This is a genomic window from Janthinobacterium sp. HH104, assembly GCF_001758715.1.
GTDB classification, from domain to species: Bacteria; Pseudomonadota; Gammaproteobacteria; order Burkholderiales; family Burkholderiaceae_D; genus Janthinobacterium; species Janthinobacterium aestuarii.
In genome coordinates this window covers 290,415-304,119 of sequence record NZ_LRIB01000027.1, presented here as the reverse complement: position 1 = coordinate 304,119, position 13,705 = coordinate 290,415, and the positions used below count along the sequence as shown (strand labels likewise).

10 protein-coding genes are annotated in these 13,705 nt (G+C 63.1%); 5 read left to right on the top strand and 5 right to left on the bottom strand.

Translation table 11 applies throughout. The features are described 5' to 3' along the window. Positions 1 to 13 precede the first annotated feature (13 nt). The gene (locus JAB6_RS10525) at positions 14 to 826 is read right to left on the bottom strand and encodes an alpha/beta fold hydrolase (RefSeq protein WP_034755550.1); all 813 of its coding nucleotides are present in this window, start codon (positions 824 to 826) and stop codon (positions 14 to 16) included. A 1-nt stretch (position 827) separates the two neighbouring features. After that, a complete protein-coding gene (locus JAB6_RS10520; protein ID WP_070302731.1) occupies positions 828 to 2,138 on the bottom strand; it encodes an O-acetylhomoserine aminocarboxypropyltransferase in 1,311 nt (436 codons plus the stop codon). 285 nt (positions 2,139 to 2,423) lie between these two features. Between JAB6_RS10520 and JAB6_RS10515 the strand changes: the two genes are divergently transcribed. After that, complete coding sequence (locus JAB6_RS10515; protein ID WP_070302730.1) at positions 2,424 to 3,047, top strand: 2OG-Fe(II) oxygenase; 624 nt, start codon at positions 2,424 to 2,426, stop codon at positions 3,045 to 3,047. Positions 3,048 to 3,175: 128 nt separating this feature from the next. After that, a complete protein-coding gene (locus JAB6_RS10510; protein ID WP_010398828.1) occupies positions 3,176 to 3,622 on the top strand; it encodes a CBS domain-containing protein in 447 nt (148 codons plus the stop codon). Positions 3,623 to 3,689: 67 nt separating this feature from the next. Here the strand turns inward: JAB6_RS10510 and JAB6_RS10505 are convergent, their stop codons facing one another. Continuing rightward, positions 3,690 to 5,951 (bottom strand): bifunctional diguanylate cyclase/phosphodiesterase, encoded by a 2,262-nt coding sequence (locus tag JAB6_RS10505; RefSeq protein WP_070302729.1) that lies wholly within the window; start codon positions 5,949 to 5,951, stop codon positions 3,690 to 3,692. Positions 5,952 to 6,369: 418 nt separating this feature from the next. Between JAB6_RS10505 and aroC the strand changes: the two genes are divergently transcribed. Continuing rightward, a complete protein-coding gene (gene aroC, locus JAB6_RS10500; protein ID WP_070302728.1) occupies positions 6,370 to 7,464 on the top strand; it encodes a chorismate synthase in 1,095 nt (364 codons plus the stop codon). A 130-nt stretch (positions 7,465 to 7,594) separates the two neighbouring features. Here the strand turns inward: aroC and JAB6_RS10495 are convergent, their stop codons facing one another. Together JAB6_RS10495 and JAB6_RS10490 are read right to left on the bottom strand one after the other, a co-directional pair. After that, the gene (locus JAB6_RS10495; RefSeq protein WP_070302727.1) at positions 7,595 to 9,091 is read right to left on the bottom strand and encodes an HDOD domain-containing protein; all 1,497 of its coding nucleotides are present in this window, start codon (positions 9,089 to 9,091) and stop codon (positions 7,595 to 7,597) included. Beyond that, positions 9,088 to 10,827 carry a bifunctional diguanylate cyclase/phosphodiesterase gene (locus JAB6_RS10490; protein WP_034756356.1) on the bottom strand — a complete coding sequence of 580 codons (1,740 nt, stop codon included), beginning with the start codon at positions 10,825 to 10,827 and terminating at the stop codon, positions 9,088 to 9,090. The genes JAB6_RS10495 and JAB6_RS10490 overlap by 4 nt, the downstream gene beginning before the upstream one ends. Before the next feature lie 396 nt (positions 10,828 to 11,223). Here JAB6_RS10490 and JAB6_RS10485 point away from each other — a divergent pair, with 396 nt between their 5' ends. Both JAB6_RS10485 and upp read left to right on the top strand, forming a co-directional pair. Continuing rightward, positions 11,224 to 12,906 carry an isovaleryl-CoA dehydrogenase gene (locus JAB6_RS10485; protein WP_070302726.1) on the top strand — a complete coding sequence of 561 codons (1,683 nt, stop codon included), beginning with the start codon at positions 11,224 to 11,226 and terminating at the stop codon, positions 12,904 to 12,906. Between the two features lie 145 nt (positions 12,907 to 13,051). Then, positions 13,052 to 13,702, top strand: coding sequence for a uracil phosphoribosyltransferase (upp, locus tag JAB6_RS10480; protein WP_034755568.1), 651 nt, complete (start codon positions 13,052 to 13,054; stop codon positions 13,700 to 13,702). Positions 13,703 to 13,705: the final 3 nt, after the last annotated feature.

The window sequence follows — 13,705 nt, the reverse complement described above, 5'->3', positions numbered from 1 at the left end:
CTAAAAAAAGCGTTCATGCCGCTGCCGTTTGCGCAAACGCAAACAGTGCGTCGAGCACGGCGTCGGGCTGCTCGGCCATCAATTCGTGCCCGCTGTCGACTTGCACCACGGTGCCATGCGCTATTGACGTGGTCAGCAGCCGGGTCGATTTGGGCGGCGTCATCATGTCGCGCGCGCCGAAAATGAATAAAGTGGGGCAGTGTACCGAAGCGGCGGCGATTTCGCCGTTCGCGTAGGCATTGCATGCATAAAAATCCGTATGAAACACGTGATCGGGGTTGAGGGCGGCGATGCGCTGTTTCAGGCGCCGCGCGCCGCCCATGGCATAGAAGCCGGGGCCGGGGAACGACGGCTTTTGCGCGATCGACGAGTGCGACCAGATATTGACCATGTCGATGGCCGCCTGTTCGTCGTTCAATGACGTTTCCAGCAGCGCCGGCGAGACCTTCATCGGATAGGTGGAGCCCAGCATGGCCAGGTGGCTGACCCGATCGGGCGCGAGGAATGCCGCTTCCAGCGCGATTAATGAGCCCATGCTGTGGCCGATCAGCATGGCCTTGGCCGCGCCGGCAGCGTCCAGCACGGCCAGTATCCAGCGCGCCAGCTCTTCAACGCTGCTTTTCGCCGCGCCCAGGCTGCGCCCGTGGCCTGGCAAGTCGACGGCCAGCACGTTCCAGCCATGGTGGGCAAAATAGCGCGTTTGCAGCGCCCACACGGAGTGGTCGTTCTGCGCGCCGTGGATGAAGACGGCCGTGGGCTGATGTGGGTTAAAAGCCTTGCCGCCCGTGTAGCAGTAGGCGACGGTATTGTCGATGGTGAACAGCATCTCAGGCGCCTTTCTGCGACAGTTTCAGGCCACGGGCCAGGTCTTCGATCAAATCGTCCGCGTCTTCCAGTCCCACGGACAAGCGCATGGTGCCCTGCGTGATGCCCGCCTGGGCCAGCTGGTCGTCGGGCACGCGGAAGTGCGTGGTGGAGGCGGGATGGATGACGAGCGACTTGGCGTCGCCCACATTGGCCAGGTGCGAGAAGATCTTCAGGCTGTCAACAAAGCGCTGGCCGGCCGCACGGTCGCCGCGCAGGCGGAACGTGAACACGCCGCCCGCGCCTTTCGGCAGCAGGGTTTTCGCCAGTTCGTAATCGGGGTGCGAGGGCAGCTCCGGATAGGACACGGATTCCACGGCCGGATTGGCCAGCAGGAAATCGATCACCTTGCGCGTGTTGGCCACGTGGCGGTCCATGCGCAGGCCCAGGGTTTCGATGCCCTGCAGGATGGCGAAGGCATTGTGCGGGCTCATGACGGCGCCGAAATCGCGCAAGCCTTCGCGCCGCGCGCGCAGGGCGAACGGTGCCACCGTCGATTCCTCGGCGAAGACCATGCCGTGGAAGCCTTCATACGGTTCGCACAGTTCGGCGAAACGGCCCGTCTTGTCGTACGCCGTTTGCCAGTCAAAGGTGCCGCCATCGACGAGCAAGCCGCCGATGGCCGTGCCGTGCCCGCACAGGAATTTGGTGGCCGAGTGGAACACCAGGTCGGCGCCATGCTCGAAAGGGCGCAGCAGATACGGCGTGGTAAATGTCGAATCGAGCATCAGCGGCAAGTGGTGTTCGTGCGCCAGGGCGGCAATCCGGGGGATGTCCAGCACGTCGAGACCTGGATTGCCCAGGGTTTCCGCGAACAGTATCTTGGTATTCGGGCGGATGGCGGCGCGCCAAGAGTCCACGTCGCGCGGGTCGACAAAGGTCGTGTCGATGCCGAAGCGTTTCAAGGTGTAGGCCAGCAGGTTGTGCGAGCCGCCGTACAGGGCGCGCGAGGCAACGATGTGCGAACCGGCGCCGGCGATGGTGGACAGGCCCAGGTGCATGGCGGCCTGGCCGCTGGCCGTGGCGATGCCGGCCACGCCGCCTTCAAGCGCGGCGATGCGCTCTTCCAGCACGGCGTTCGTGGGATTCGAGATGCGCGAATAGACGTGGCCGGCCCGCTCCATATTGAATAGCGAAGCCGCATGTTCCGAACTCTTGAAGGCAAACGAGGACGTGAAGTGGATGGGCGTGGCGCGTGCGCCCGTGGCCGGATCGGGCGCGGCGCCCGCATGCAGGGATAAAGTATCGAAACCGGGGTATTTCGGGCCGCTCATGGTGTCTCCGCCAAGTTTTTATAGTGGCAAGATCGTAACCTGATTTGCAGCGGAGCAAAAGGGCTCCTGTGCAGGGCGCATTGCGCCGTGCTGGCGGGCAGGGCGTGTAACCTGAAGTGTAAAAAAAGTGACCAGCAAGGCAGGGCGGTGGTAGGATACCGGATCAGTGATATTCGGGCTGTTTGACCTGTGCGCGTGCGCCGCGCCGCAGGGAAGGCGGCTACGTGCCAGCGAATTCCTGGGCTTCAGGCGAACTCTCATCGCAAGTCCACCAGGAAAGATTTTATGCCCGCAATATCGTTCGACGGCTCCCTTGCCGTTCCCGGACTCTCTATCGTCGACGGCCTGTGCCAGGCAGGTTGGCTCATGCAAGAGCATTTTATCTCCCCTGAACTGAGCCGCCAGCTGGCCGCCGAATGCGTGCAATCCATGCTCAGCGGCAAGATGAAGGGCGCCGGCGTGGGCAGCGGCCATGCGCCGCTGCTGCAACCCGATATCCGCGGCGACCATATCGAATGGCTGGAAATAGGCCGTTCCGAGGCATGCGACCGCTACCTGGCACACATGGAAACGTTGCGCCGCATGCTCAACCGCGAGCTGTTCCTGGGGCTGGAAGAATACGAAAGCCATTTCGCGCTGTACGCGCCGGGCGCCTTTTACCGGGCCCATCTTGACCGTTTCCGCGACGACGACAAGCGCACCGTGTCCGTCGTGCTGTACCTGAACGATGACTGGCTGCCCGAGCACGGCGGCGCGCTGCGTCTGCATCCGCAAGGCGCGCCCGTGGTGGACATCCTGCCGCAAGCGGGCCGCATGGCCATGTTCATGTCGGGCGAGATGCTGCACGAAGTGCTGCCGACGGCGCGCCAGCGCCTCTCCATCGCAGGGTGGTTCCGCCGCCGCGCGTGATGGAAGGTGGCGCGCAATCCCCCTCGATTTGATTGCGCGCAAGGCTGGATTTTTCCGCAGGCATAGGCTACAGTCGCAGTAAGGGCTAGAATAACTAAAATACCAATCACGCGGACAGGACGGCCAATATGAAAGTATCTGAAATTCTCCAAGTCAAGGGCAATATTCTCTACACGGTCACGCCTGACCAGCCCCTGCTTGACGCGGCCAATACCATGGCTGAAAAAGACATCGGTTCGCTGGTGGTCATGGAATTTGGCGACCTGGTCGGCATGCTGACCTTCCGCGAAGTGTTGAACGCGCTGCATGAAAACGCGGGCCAGATCGGCGGCGGCACCGTGCGCAAGCACATGGATGACCATCCGATCACCGTCACCCCCGACACGGAAGTGAACGAAGTGCGCCGCATCATGCTGGAAAAACATGCGCGCTACCTGCCCGTCATGAACGCCAAGACCCTGCTGGGCGTCATCTCCTTCTACGACGTGGCGCGCGCCGTGCTCGAAGCGCAAAGCTTTGAAAACCAGATGCTCAAAGCGTATATCCGCGACTGGCCGGCCGAAACGACGGACTGATATCAGCATGCAGTAAAAACGACGCCGGCAACTGCCGGCGTTTTGCATTGGCTATCCAGGGTGACGCCTACGCCGCTCCCTGCAGCGCCTCGTTGTTCAGCCAGGTGCCCAGCGCCGTGGCCGTCATGGGGCGGGCGAACAGAAAGCCTTGCGCCATCGGGCAGCCCAGCGCCTGCAAGATTTGCGCTTGCCGCTCGTCTTCCACGCCTTCCGCGATCACGGCCAGGCCCAGGTTGCGGCCCAGCTGGATGACCATCTCGGCGATGCTGCTGCCGCGCGCGGAACCGGTGATTTCCGTCACAAACGCACGGTCGATTTTCAGGCGGTCAACCTGCAGGCGCTGCAAATAGGACAGCGACGAAAAGCCCGTGCCGAAGTCGTCGATGGCGATGCTCACGCCCGTCTGCTTGATCTGCCACAGCATCTTGATCAGCAGGTCCGGCTCTTCCATGGCCATCGATTCCGTGATTTCCAGCTCGATGAATTCGGGCGGCGCCTGCGTCTCTTCGAGTGCCGCGCGCAGCATTTCCAGGAACAGCGGGTGGCGGAACTGCACTTGCGACACGTTGACGGACATGACGAAGTTGCGGTGGCCCTGCTCGCGCAGCAGCACCAGTTCGCGGCAGGCCGTGCGCAGCACCCATTCGCCGAGGTCGATGATGATGCCCGAATACTCGGCGATCGGGATGAAGCGGTCGGGCGAGATGAACTTGCCGTCCGGCGTCTGCCAGCGCAGCAGCGCTTCCGCGCCCACGGGGCGGCGCGTCGTCAGGTCGATCTGCGGCTGGTAGACGACAAACAGCTGGTCCTGGCTGAAAGCCGTGCGCAGCGCGTGCATCATGCGCACCCGTTCGCGGATTTCGATGCCCATGCTGCGCGAGAAATAGAAGTGGCCGGCGCGCTGCTGGCTTTTTGCCCGCTTCAGGGCGATATCGGCATCCTTGAGCGCATCGGCGCCCGTGCCCGTATGTTCACCGAGCCGCACGAGGCCCAGGGTGGCCGACAGCTGCACGTCTTGCCCATCGATGCAGAACGGCGGCTGGAACAGGGCCAGGATATTGTTCGGGTTGACTTGCGACGAGTCGCCCAGCACGCAAAAGATGTCGCCGCCCAGGCGCGCCACCGTCAGCTGGGGGCCCAGCTGGGTTTGCAACCGGCCCGCCACGGCGATCAGCAGGGTGTCGCCGAACTGGTGCCCCAGCGCGTCGTTGGTCTCGGCAAAGTGGTCGAGGTCGACCAGCGACAAGGTGGCGTCGTCGCGCGCGGGGCCGGACAAGGTGGCGTCGAGGATTTCCACCAGGCGCGTGCGGTTGGGCAGCTTCGACAACTGGTCGTAGAAGGCGGCATTGTGCAGGTGCGACACCAGCTCGACGTTGTCCAGGCCCACGGCAACGTTGCTGCAGAAGACTTCCAGCAGGCTTTCATCGATGGCGGAAAGAGGGCGTGGCAGCACCAGGTAGGCGGCCGCATCGCGGCTGGCCTTGCCCGCGAAGTACAGGGTGGCGTAGTCGTGCGCATACACATTGCGCCGCTGCGCCAGCGTGTGCTCGATGGCGGCCATCACGCGGGGGTTTTGCAAGCCGCACAGGGCGCTGTGCGGCAGGCTGGAAAAGCTGCCCGTGCAGGCCGAGACGAGCAGCTCCTTGCTGCCATTGTCCTGCAAGTCCTGCACGCATAGCACGCCGTCGGCGCGGATGCCCAGCAGGTCGGCGATCTGCGCCAGCACGCCGGCCGAGAAATTCTGCACGCCGTGCAGCGCCATCAGCTGCGTGCTGGCGTGGACGATACGGTCCAGGCCGCGCCGGCTGCTGTTGATCGAACGGATCTGCTCGTATGAGCGGATGGCCGCCGTCACCGTCGTAAACAGCTTGATGCGCGTCAGTTCGGACTTGGTCTTGTAGTCGTTGATGTCGAAATCGCGGATGGCGTCGATTTCCGGCGCATAGCCTGGCTGGCCCGTGCGCAGGATGATGCGCACGTCCGTCATTTTCAGGGTTTCGCGGATGTAGCGCACCAGGTGCAGGCCCGCGTCATCCTGTTCCATCACCACGTCGAGCAGGATGACGGCGATGTCGTCTTCATGCCTGAGCAGTTCGCGCGCCTGGCCGGCCGAATACGCATGCACGAATTCCAGCGGGCGGTGCTGCATTTCCAGGTTGCCGAGGGCGAAAGTGGTGGTGGAGTGGACGTCTTCATCGTCGTCGATGATCATCACCCGCCAGACGCTGCGCGGTGCGGCCGTCAGGGGCGCAGCCGGTTGCTCATCGAGGAATACCAGGTCGTCGTGATCGTCCTTGTTGGCGTCAAGGGGGATGATCGGTGCGGGCATGTATAGCTTCTCCAGGATGACTCGATGTTTATACGAGCGCGTCGCAAAAGCCCATGGCGTTGTTGCGTTGTCTCGCCGTACTTGCGTACTGTCTTCGGCAACGCGCCTAGCCCTGGGCATTTGTGACGTGCTCTCGGCGCAATCCAAATCGGTTTGATAACCAGTATTGTGTGGCGCGCTTTGATCCAAGTATATAGCTATTTAATAAGCAAAATGTTTTTTTAAATCTATTCTGTGGAGCAATATTTCTTGTTTTGCATTATTGCAACTCATATTTGGTGTTTTTGTGTGAAAAAATACACGGGATTAAAAAATGGCGATTTGGGCGGGGGAATATCGGGCCTCGGTGTGGCATTAGCGGCATGGCATGCCCCGCAGGCTGGTAGAATTGAGTTTTCCAGTCCTCACACTTCCTACTATGTCCGGCAATTCTTTTGGCAAGCTGTTTACTGTTACCACTTTCGGCGAATCGCATGGTCCGGCCATCGGCTGCGTGATCGATGGCTGTCCGCCGGGATTGATCCTGTCGGAAGCCGATATCCAGCCCGAGCTGGACCGCCGCAAGCCGGGCACGTCGCGCCACGTGACGCAGCGCCAGGAATCCGATACGGTCGAGATCCTCTCCGGCGTGTACCAGGGCGTGACGACGGGTACGCCCATCGCGCTGCTGATCCGCAATGAAGACCAGCGCAGCAAGGATTACGGCAATATCGCGGAAAGCTTCCGCCCCGGCCACGCCGACTACACCTACTGGCACAAGTACGGCGTGCGCGATCCACGCGGCGGCGGGCGCTCGTCGGCGCGCCTGACGGCGCCCGTGGTGGGTGCGGCGGCGATTGCCAAGAAATGGCTGCTGCAGCAATACGGCACCACGTTCAAGGGTTGCATGAGCCAGCTGGGCGACATTCCCGTGCCATTCCAGTCGTGGGAACACGTGCATGCGAATCCGTTCTTTGCCGCCAGCGGCGACGCGGACCTGATCGCGCGCATGGAAGAAGCGATGGACCAGTTGCGCCGCGATGGCGATTCCATCGGCGCGCGCATCGACGTGATCGCGCAAAACGTGCCCGTCGGCCTGGGTCAGCCCATCTACGACAAGCTTGACGCCGACATCGCCTATGCCATGATGGGCATCAATGCGGTGAAAGGTGTGGAAATCGGCGCCGGTTTCGATTCGGTGGCACAGAAGGGTTCAGAGCATGGCGACGAACTGACGCCGGAAGGCTTTATCGGCAATAACGCGGGCGGCGTCCTGGGCGGCATTTCGACGGGGCAAGATGTCAAAGTCTCGATCGCCATCAAGCCGACGTCGTCGATCCGCACGCCGCGCCGCTCGATCGATAAGGAAGGCAATCCCGTGATGGTCGAAACGTTCGGCCGCCACGACCCGTGCGTGGGTATCCGCGCCACGCCGATCGCCGAAGCCATGCTGGCGCTGGTGCTGATCGACCACGCCCTGATGCACCGCGCGCAATGCGGCGATGTGTCGGTGAGTACGCCGAAGTTGAAGTAAGTTGAATGTTCTGGTGTCGGATTACGGGCCTGCGGCCCTAATCCGACCTACGGCCTATGCCATGCGTAGCGGCAAAATGTAGGTCGGATTAGCGCAAAGCGCGTAATCCGACAACATTGTTGGCGTCCGGTCACGCCACTTTATTCGCCACCAATTCCAGCTGGTGCCGCATCTCCACCGACTGCACCAGCAAAGCCCGGATATCGTTGATCAGGTTGAACTCCGTCTGGTTCAATTGGATCGGCGGGAAGCTGTCGTCCCAGTCGCCATATAAAAATCCCGTGGGATGGCCGTTGGCCGACAGCGGCAGCACGACGAAGCTGCGCGCTTCCGACAACGTCGCTTTCCACCATTGCGGCAGCTTGGCGGCAAATTTCGGGTCGCGCGCATTGTCGATGAAGATCACGCGGTCGCTATTGAGGGCCGCGTGGAACACGTTCGGCTCATACGCGTCGCCAAACACCATCAAATCCTGCAAGTCGGCCATGCCTTCGCCCATGCTGATGCGCGCCGAATACAGATGATCCCTGTGGTTGCGCACGAACGCCACCGAGCGCGAAAAATCGAAGCCCTGGTGCAGCGTTTCGAGCGCCATCGAGACCATCTGTCCCGGGCTGGCGCTGCCGATGGCGCTGCGCAGGTCGGCCAGGCCGCCGATCAATACGCGGTTGCCTTCGGCGCGCATGCGCGTCGACGCCAGCTGGCGCGCGCGCCGTTCGGCCGGTTTCGACAGGGGCGCGATCGACAGGTCGGCCGCCGCCATCGCCTTGGCCTTGTCCACGGCCACCACGAGGTCGGTCGCCGTGATGCCCAGGGTGCCCGCATAATCGTCGATCAGCGCGTGCACTTGCGCCGCGCCGGCCGCGTCGTCATGCCACAGCGAGTCGGCGCAGCGCGCCGCCATCGTCGACAGGCCCGCCATCCAGTCGGCGCCGCTGACGGGAGAGTTGTCCGGCGACGGGTCCATCGGACGCATGCCGTTGATCAGGTGCTGCGGCAAGCCCCAGTGGGCGGCCGTGGCATAGCCCACTTCGGGCAGCGACAGCCCTAAAATTTCGCGCGCGGCGGCAGCCTCGTTGCCGGGACCCGCATGCGCCTGCATGCGCGCCCAGAAGTCCGTCATGTAGAACGTCACCATCATGCGGCCCAGGGTGTGCAGCATCGAGCAGACGACGGCCTGCTCCGCCTGCAGGCTGCCAGCGCTGGTGGCCACCTGCTGCGCCACCATCCCGGCCAGCACGGCCTTTTCCATTTCCACATGGGCGCTGACGGAATCGGGCGACGCCTGCGAAAGCTCTTCGATCAGCTTCAGGCCCAGCGCCAGATGGCCGATGGCGTCGATGCCCAGCACCAGCACGGCCTTCGACACCGTGTTGACCCGCTGGCCGAAGGCCGAATACATGCCGCTGTTGGCCAGGCGCAGCACCTTGTGTGTGAGGACAGGGTCGGACAGCACCGTTTGCGTGATGTCGAATTCGTGGTCGTCCTCGCCGCGCATGGCGCCGAGGATGGCGCTGATGGCTTTCGCGAAGCCGGGCATGTCGCCCTGCTGGCGCGTGCGCGCCCACAGCAGGTCGAGGGTGTTCTTGCCCAGCTGTGTCGGTACCGTGAAATGACCTGGATTCATTGCACCCCTCCGCGCGGTTCATTGGCAGACGGCACAGGCACCAGCGCCGCATAGGTTTTGTCGCTCAAGGCCGCTAGCGCGGCATGGGCCGGCATCGGTTTGCCCGTCAGGTAGCCTTGCACGTACTGGCAGCCGCGCGACTCGATGAAATGCATCTGCTCTTCGGTTTCCACGCCTTCGGCCACCACGGACAAATTCAAATGCTTGGCCAGGTCGAGAATGGTGTTGCAGATGGCCGCATCCTTGCTTGATGCGGGCAAGTCCTTGATGAAGGTGCGGTCGATCTTCAGCACGGAAATGGGGAAGCGCTTCAGATACGCGAGCGAAGAATAGCCGGTGCCGAAATCGTCGATGGCGATGCGCGCGCGGCGCTCCGTCATCTTGACGAGGATGGTTTCCGCATGCACGGGGTCGATCATCAAGGTGCCTTCCGTGATTTCCAGCACCAGGTGTTCGCCCGAGAGTCCCGAAAACGCGATCGCGTCATCGAGCACGTCGAGGAATTTGTCGTTGCGGAACTGGCGCGGGCTGATATTGACGGAGATGTACAGCGGCCGCTTGGCCACTTCCTGGAATTGCTTGAGCTGCACGCAGGCCGCCTTCAATGCCCAGGCACCGAGCAGATTGATCAGGCCATTGGCTTCGGCAATCGGGATGAAGCGCACGGGCGGCACCAGGCCCAGGGTCGGATGCTTCCAGCGCATCAGGGTTTCGAAGCCCTGGATTTGCCGCGTGTGCGCATCGACGATGGGCTGGTAAAAGAGCAGGAATTCGCCTTCGCGCACGGCTTGGAACATGGCCGCTTCCAGCGAGATGTCGTGTTCCGACGGGCCGTTCAAACGCGGGCTGTAGACCAGGCAGCGGGCCTTGCCCGTTTCCTTGGCGCGCGACATGGCCGCATCGGCCAGCGCCACCAGGCGCACTTCATCTTCCGCGTGCAGCGGATAGATCGACACGCCCACGGAGGCGCCCACGTAGATCGTGTGGCCGTCGACTTCGAATGGCGCCTGCAGGGTGGCCAGCAGGCGGCCCGTCACCAGCTTGATCTGCGCGTCCGTGGCGCTGCCGGGCAGCACGGCGACGAATTCATCGCCGCCCACGCGCGCCAGCGTGTCGCTGTCGCGCAGGGTCTTGCGCAGGCGCGCGGCGGCCAGGCGCAGCACGGCGTCGCCGACGGGGTGGCCCAGGCCATCGTTGACCTTTTTAAAGCCATCGAGGCCGATGGTGGCGACGGAAAAGCCCTGGCCCGAACGGGCGGCCTGGGCGATCACCATGCGGATGCGGTCCGACAGCAGCAAACGGTTCGGCAAGCCGGTCAGCGCATCGTGCGTGGCCATATGGCGCAGCCGTTCTTCCGTATTGTGCTGGGCCGACGTGTCGCGCCCGACCACCAGCAATTCGGCCACACCGGCCGCGTTCATATAAGAAGACAGGCGCAGCTCGAACCAGATTTCCTGGTCCGGCGTTTGCAGGCGCACTTCCAGGCGGCCCGGTTCTTCCAGCGCGTCTTCCAGCGCAGCCTGCAGCGCCGCGCGCGACGCTTCGGTGGCCAGCGGCAGCAGCAAGTGGCCGGTCAGGCCCGATGGCGCGCCAAACAGGGTGGCCGCGCGCTTGCTGGCGAACAGGATCAGGCCGTCCGTATCGAGCCGGAACACGACGTCGCCTGCCTCTTCCATGAGGTTGTCCAACTCGTGGCGGGCCTCGCGGTGGGCGGCGGATGGGGTACTGGAAAACATCGTGCTGGCTTTTACCTTTTTATTATCAGTGCCGGCGCCGGCTGCAGGGCAGCGCGCCAACGGAAAGAGTGCGTCGTGCGTGACGCGCGCCATAGGGGCCGAAAGAGCGGCTATCGGAACGCGATCCACACGAAATGTATCATTGAAAAGCACCCTATTACATGAAATAGAGCAACATTGCTTCAGGTTTTGTAAATATTCCTGCCTTCCATGAAAAAAATCATGCCGCGCGACACACACAGGCATTTTCATTCCCCATGGAAACATTTATCTGCGCTTGCTTCCACTGGCGCGCTTGCCCCGCCATGCGCTTTACGCTAGTCTGGCTGGCAGGCGGTGTTGACGGTGCGCCAGCGACGGCAAGGGCGCCATGATAACAAATCGCGGGAGACCCCCATGAATGCTTTTGACACACATGAAGTTTTCAACCAGGCTAAGCCGTTCGAAAACGTCAATCTGTTTGCCTGCGACCCGGCGCTGATCGAAGCGCTGCTGCGCGAAGGCGGCGGCTCGGCGCTGCAGGAGCTCGACGCGCTGGGCGAGAAGCTGGGCCGCGCCGAGACCTATGCGCTGGCGCGCCTGGCCAATATCCATACGCCCGAGTTGCAGCAGTTCGACCGGGCCGGGCGCCGCATCGACGAAGTGCTGTTCCATCCGGCCTGGCATGAACTGATGGCCATCCTCGTGGGCGCGGGGGCACATGCTTCGCCGTGGGCCGCGCCCGGTCCCGGTGCCCAGGTGGCGCGCGCGGCCGCCTATCTATTAGTGGGACAAGTGGAAAACGGCACGCAGTGTCCCGTGACGATGACGTATGCCTCGGTGCCGGCCTTGCGCCAGGCGCTGGAGCTGCCACAGATCGCGCAGCGCTGGCTGCCGAAAATCCTCTCGCGCGACTACGATCCACGCTCCCTGCCCGTGGAGCAGAAGCGGGGCGCCCTGGTCGGCATGGGCATGACGGAAAAGCAGGGCGGCTCGGACGTGCGCAGCAATACCACGCGCGCCGTGCCCGTGCCGCCGGCCGAGGCGCAAGCCCAGTTCGGTGGCGAGGCTGATGGCGTCTGGCGCATCATCGGCCACAAATGGTTTTTTTCGGCGCCCCAGTGCGACGCCCATCTGATCCTGGCGCAGGCGGACGAGGGCGGATTGTCGTGCTTCTTCCTGCCCCGCTACCTGCCCGACGGCAGCCGCAATGCCATCCGCGTGCAGCGTCTGAAGGATAAATTGGGCAACCGCTCGAATGCGTCGTCGGAAGTGGAATTTACGAATGCCTACGGCTGGCTCGTGGGGCAGCCGGGGCGGGGCATACCCACGATTCTGGAAATGGCCAGCCATACGCGTCTCGATTGCGTGCTGGGCAGCACCGGCATCATGCGCGCCGCCTTGACGCAGGCGCTGCACCATGCGCGCCAGCGAGCCGTGTTCGGCAAGCCGCTGGCCGAGCAGCCGCTGATGCAAAACGTGCTGGCCGATTTGGCGCTCGAATCGGAAGCGGCCACGGCCTTCGCGCTGCGCCTGGCCCGCTGTTTCGATGAAAAGGACGATCCGCGGCAAGCGATGTTGGCGCGCGTGCTCACGCCGGCCGGCAAATACTGGATCTGCAAGCGCGGTCCCGGCTTTGGCTTCGAGGCCATGGAGGTGCTGGGCGGCACTGGTTACGTGGAAGACGCGCCGCTGGCGCGCCTGTACCGCGAACTGCCCGTCAACTCGATCTGGGAAGGCTCGGGCAATGTGATGTGCCTCGACGTCTTGCGCGCCTTCGGCAAGTCGCCGGCCGCGCGCGACGCCCTGGCGGCCGAGCTGGCGCTGGCCGGCGATGATGACGCCGCCTTTGTTGCCTACCGCGCGCGGCTGCTGGCCGACCTGGACGGGCCGCAAACCGATGAATTTGGCGCCCGGCAATTGTCCGAACGCATCGTGCTGGCCGTGCAGGCTGCATTGCTGCTGCGCCATGCGCCGCCGTTTGTTGCGCAAGCATTCCTGCAGTCGCGGCTGGTGCAGGCGCCGGGCGGGGCGTATGGCCGCTTGCCCGCCGGCACCGATTGTGCGGCCATCCTGGCGCGCGCGCTGCGCGAGTATTGATTTCAATAAAACCGATTATTTCAAAAATTCCGGCCACAGGCGGGCTGCGGGCTGGGATAATGCCGCAATCCATCATTTTATCGATACACAGCGCGCTTGCGGCCATGCTTGCCGCCGCGCCAGACAGTAGAGAAAGAAAAACAATATGAAACAAGACCCACGCTTCCCGAATTTGTTCATTACCGATCACCCTTTGATCCAGCACAAACTGAGCCACATGCGCGAGCACGACACGTCGACGCGCACCTTCCGCGAATTGCTGAAGGAAATCACTCTGCTGATGGGCTATGAAATCACGCGCGACCTGCCGCTGACCACGCGCGAAATCAAGACCCCGCTCGTCACCATCGACGCGCCTGTTATCGCCGGCAAGAAACTGGCCATCGTGCCCATCCTGCGCGCCGGCATCGGCATGAGCGATGGCTTGCTGAACCTGGTGCCATCGGCGCGCGTCGGCCACATCGGCGTGTACCGCGACCCGGCCACGCACATGCCCGTGGAATACCTGGTGCGCCTGCCGGACCTGAGCGAGCGCACCTTTATCCTGTGCGACCCGATGGTAGCGACCGGCAATTCGGCCGTGTACGCCGTCGACGTGCTGAAAAAACGCGGCGTGACGGACGAGCAGATCATCTTCCTGGCCCTGGTGGCCGCACCGGAAGGCGTGACCGTGTTCCAGAACGCGCATCCGAACGTCAAGATGTTCTGCGCCGCGCTCGATTCGCACCTGGATGACCACGCCTATATCGTGCCGGGCCTGGGCGACGCCGGCGACCGCATCTTCGGCACCAAGTAAGCA

Coding starts and splice junctions, on each gene's coding strand:
- JAB6_RS10490 (WP_034756356.1), bottom strand. CDS start 10,827: ATGTTTTCCAGTACCCCATCCGCCGCCCACCGCGAGGCCCGCCACGAG.
- JAB6_RS10525 (WP_034755550.1), bottom strand. CDS start 826: ATGCTGTTCACCATCGACAATACCGTCGCCTACTGCTACACGGGCGGC.
- upp (WP_034755568.1), top strand. CDS start 13,052: ATGAAACAAGACCCACGCTTCCCGAATTTGTTCATTACCGATCACCCT.
- JAB6_RS10495 (WP_070302727.1), bottom strand. CDS start 9,091: ATGAATCCAGGTCATTTCACGGTACCGACACAGCTGGGCAAGAACACC.
- JAB6_RS10510 (WP_010398828.1), top strand. CDS start 3,176: ATGAAAGTATCTGAAATTCTCCAAGTCAAGGGCAATATTCTCTACACG.
- JAB6_RS10520 (WP_070302731.1), bottom strand. CDS start 2,138: ATGAGCGGCCCGAAATACCCCGGTTTCGATACTTTATCCCTGCATGCG.
- aroC (WP_070302728.1), top strand. CDS start 6,370: ATGTCCGGCAATTCTTTTGGCAAGCTGTTTACTGTTACCACTTTCGGC.
- JAB6_RS10505 (WP_070302729.1), bottom strand. CDS start 5,951: ATGCCCGCACCGATCATCCCCCTTGACGCCAACAAGGACGATCACGAC.
- JAB6_RS10515 (WP_070302730.1), top strand. CDS start 2,424: ATGCCCGCAATATCGTTCGACGGCTCCCTTGCCGTTCCCGGACTCTCT.
- JAB6_RS10485 (WP_070302726.1), top strand. CDS start 11,224: ATGAATGCTTTTGACACACATGAAGTTTTCAACCAGGCTAAGCCGTTC.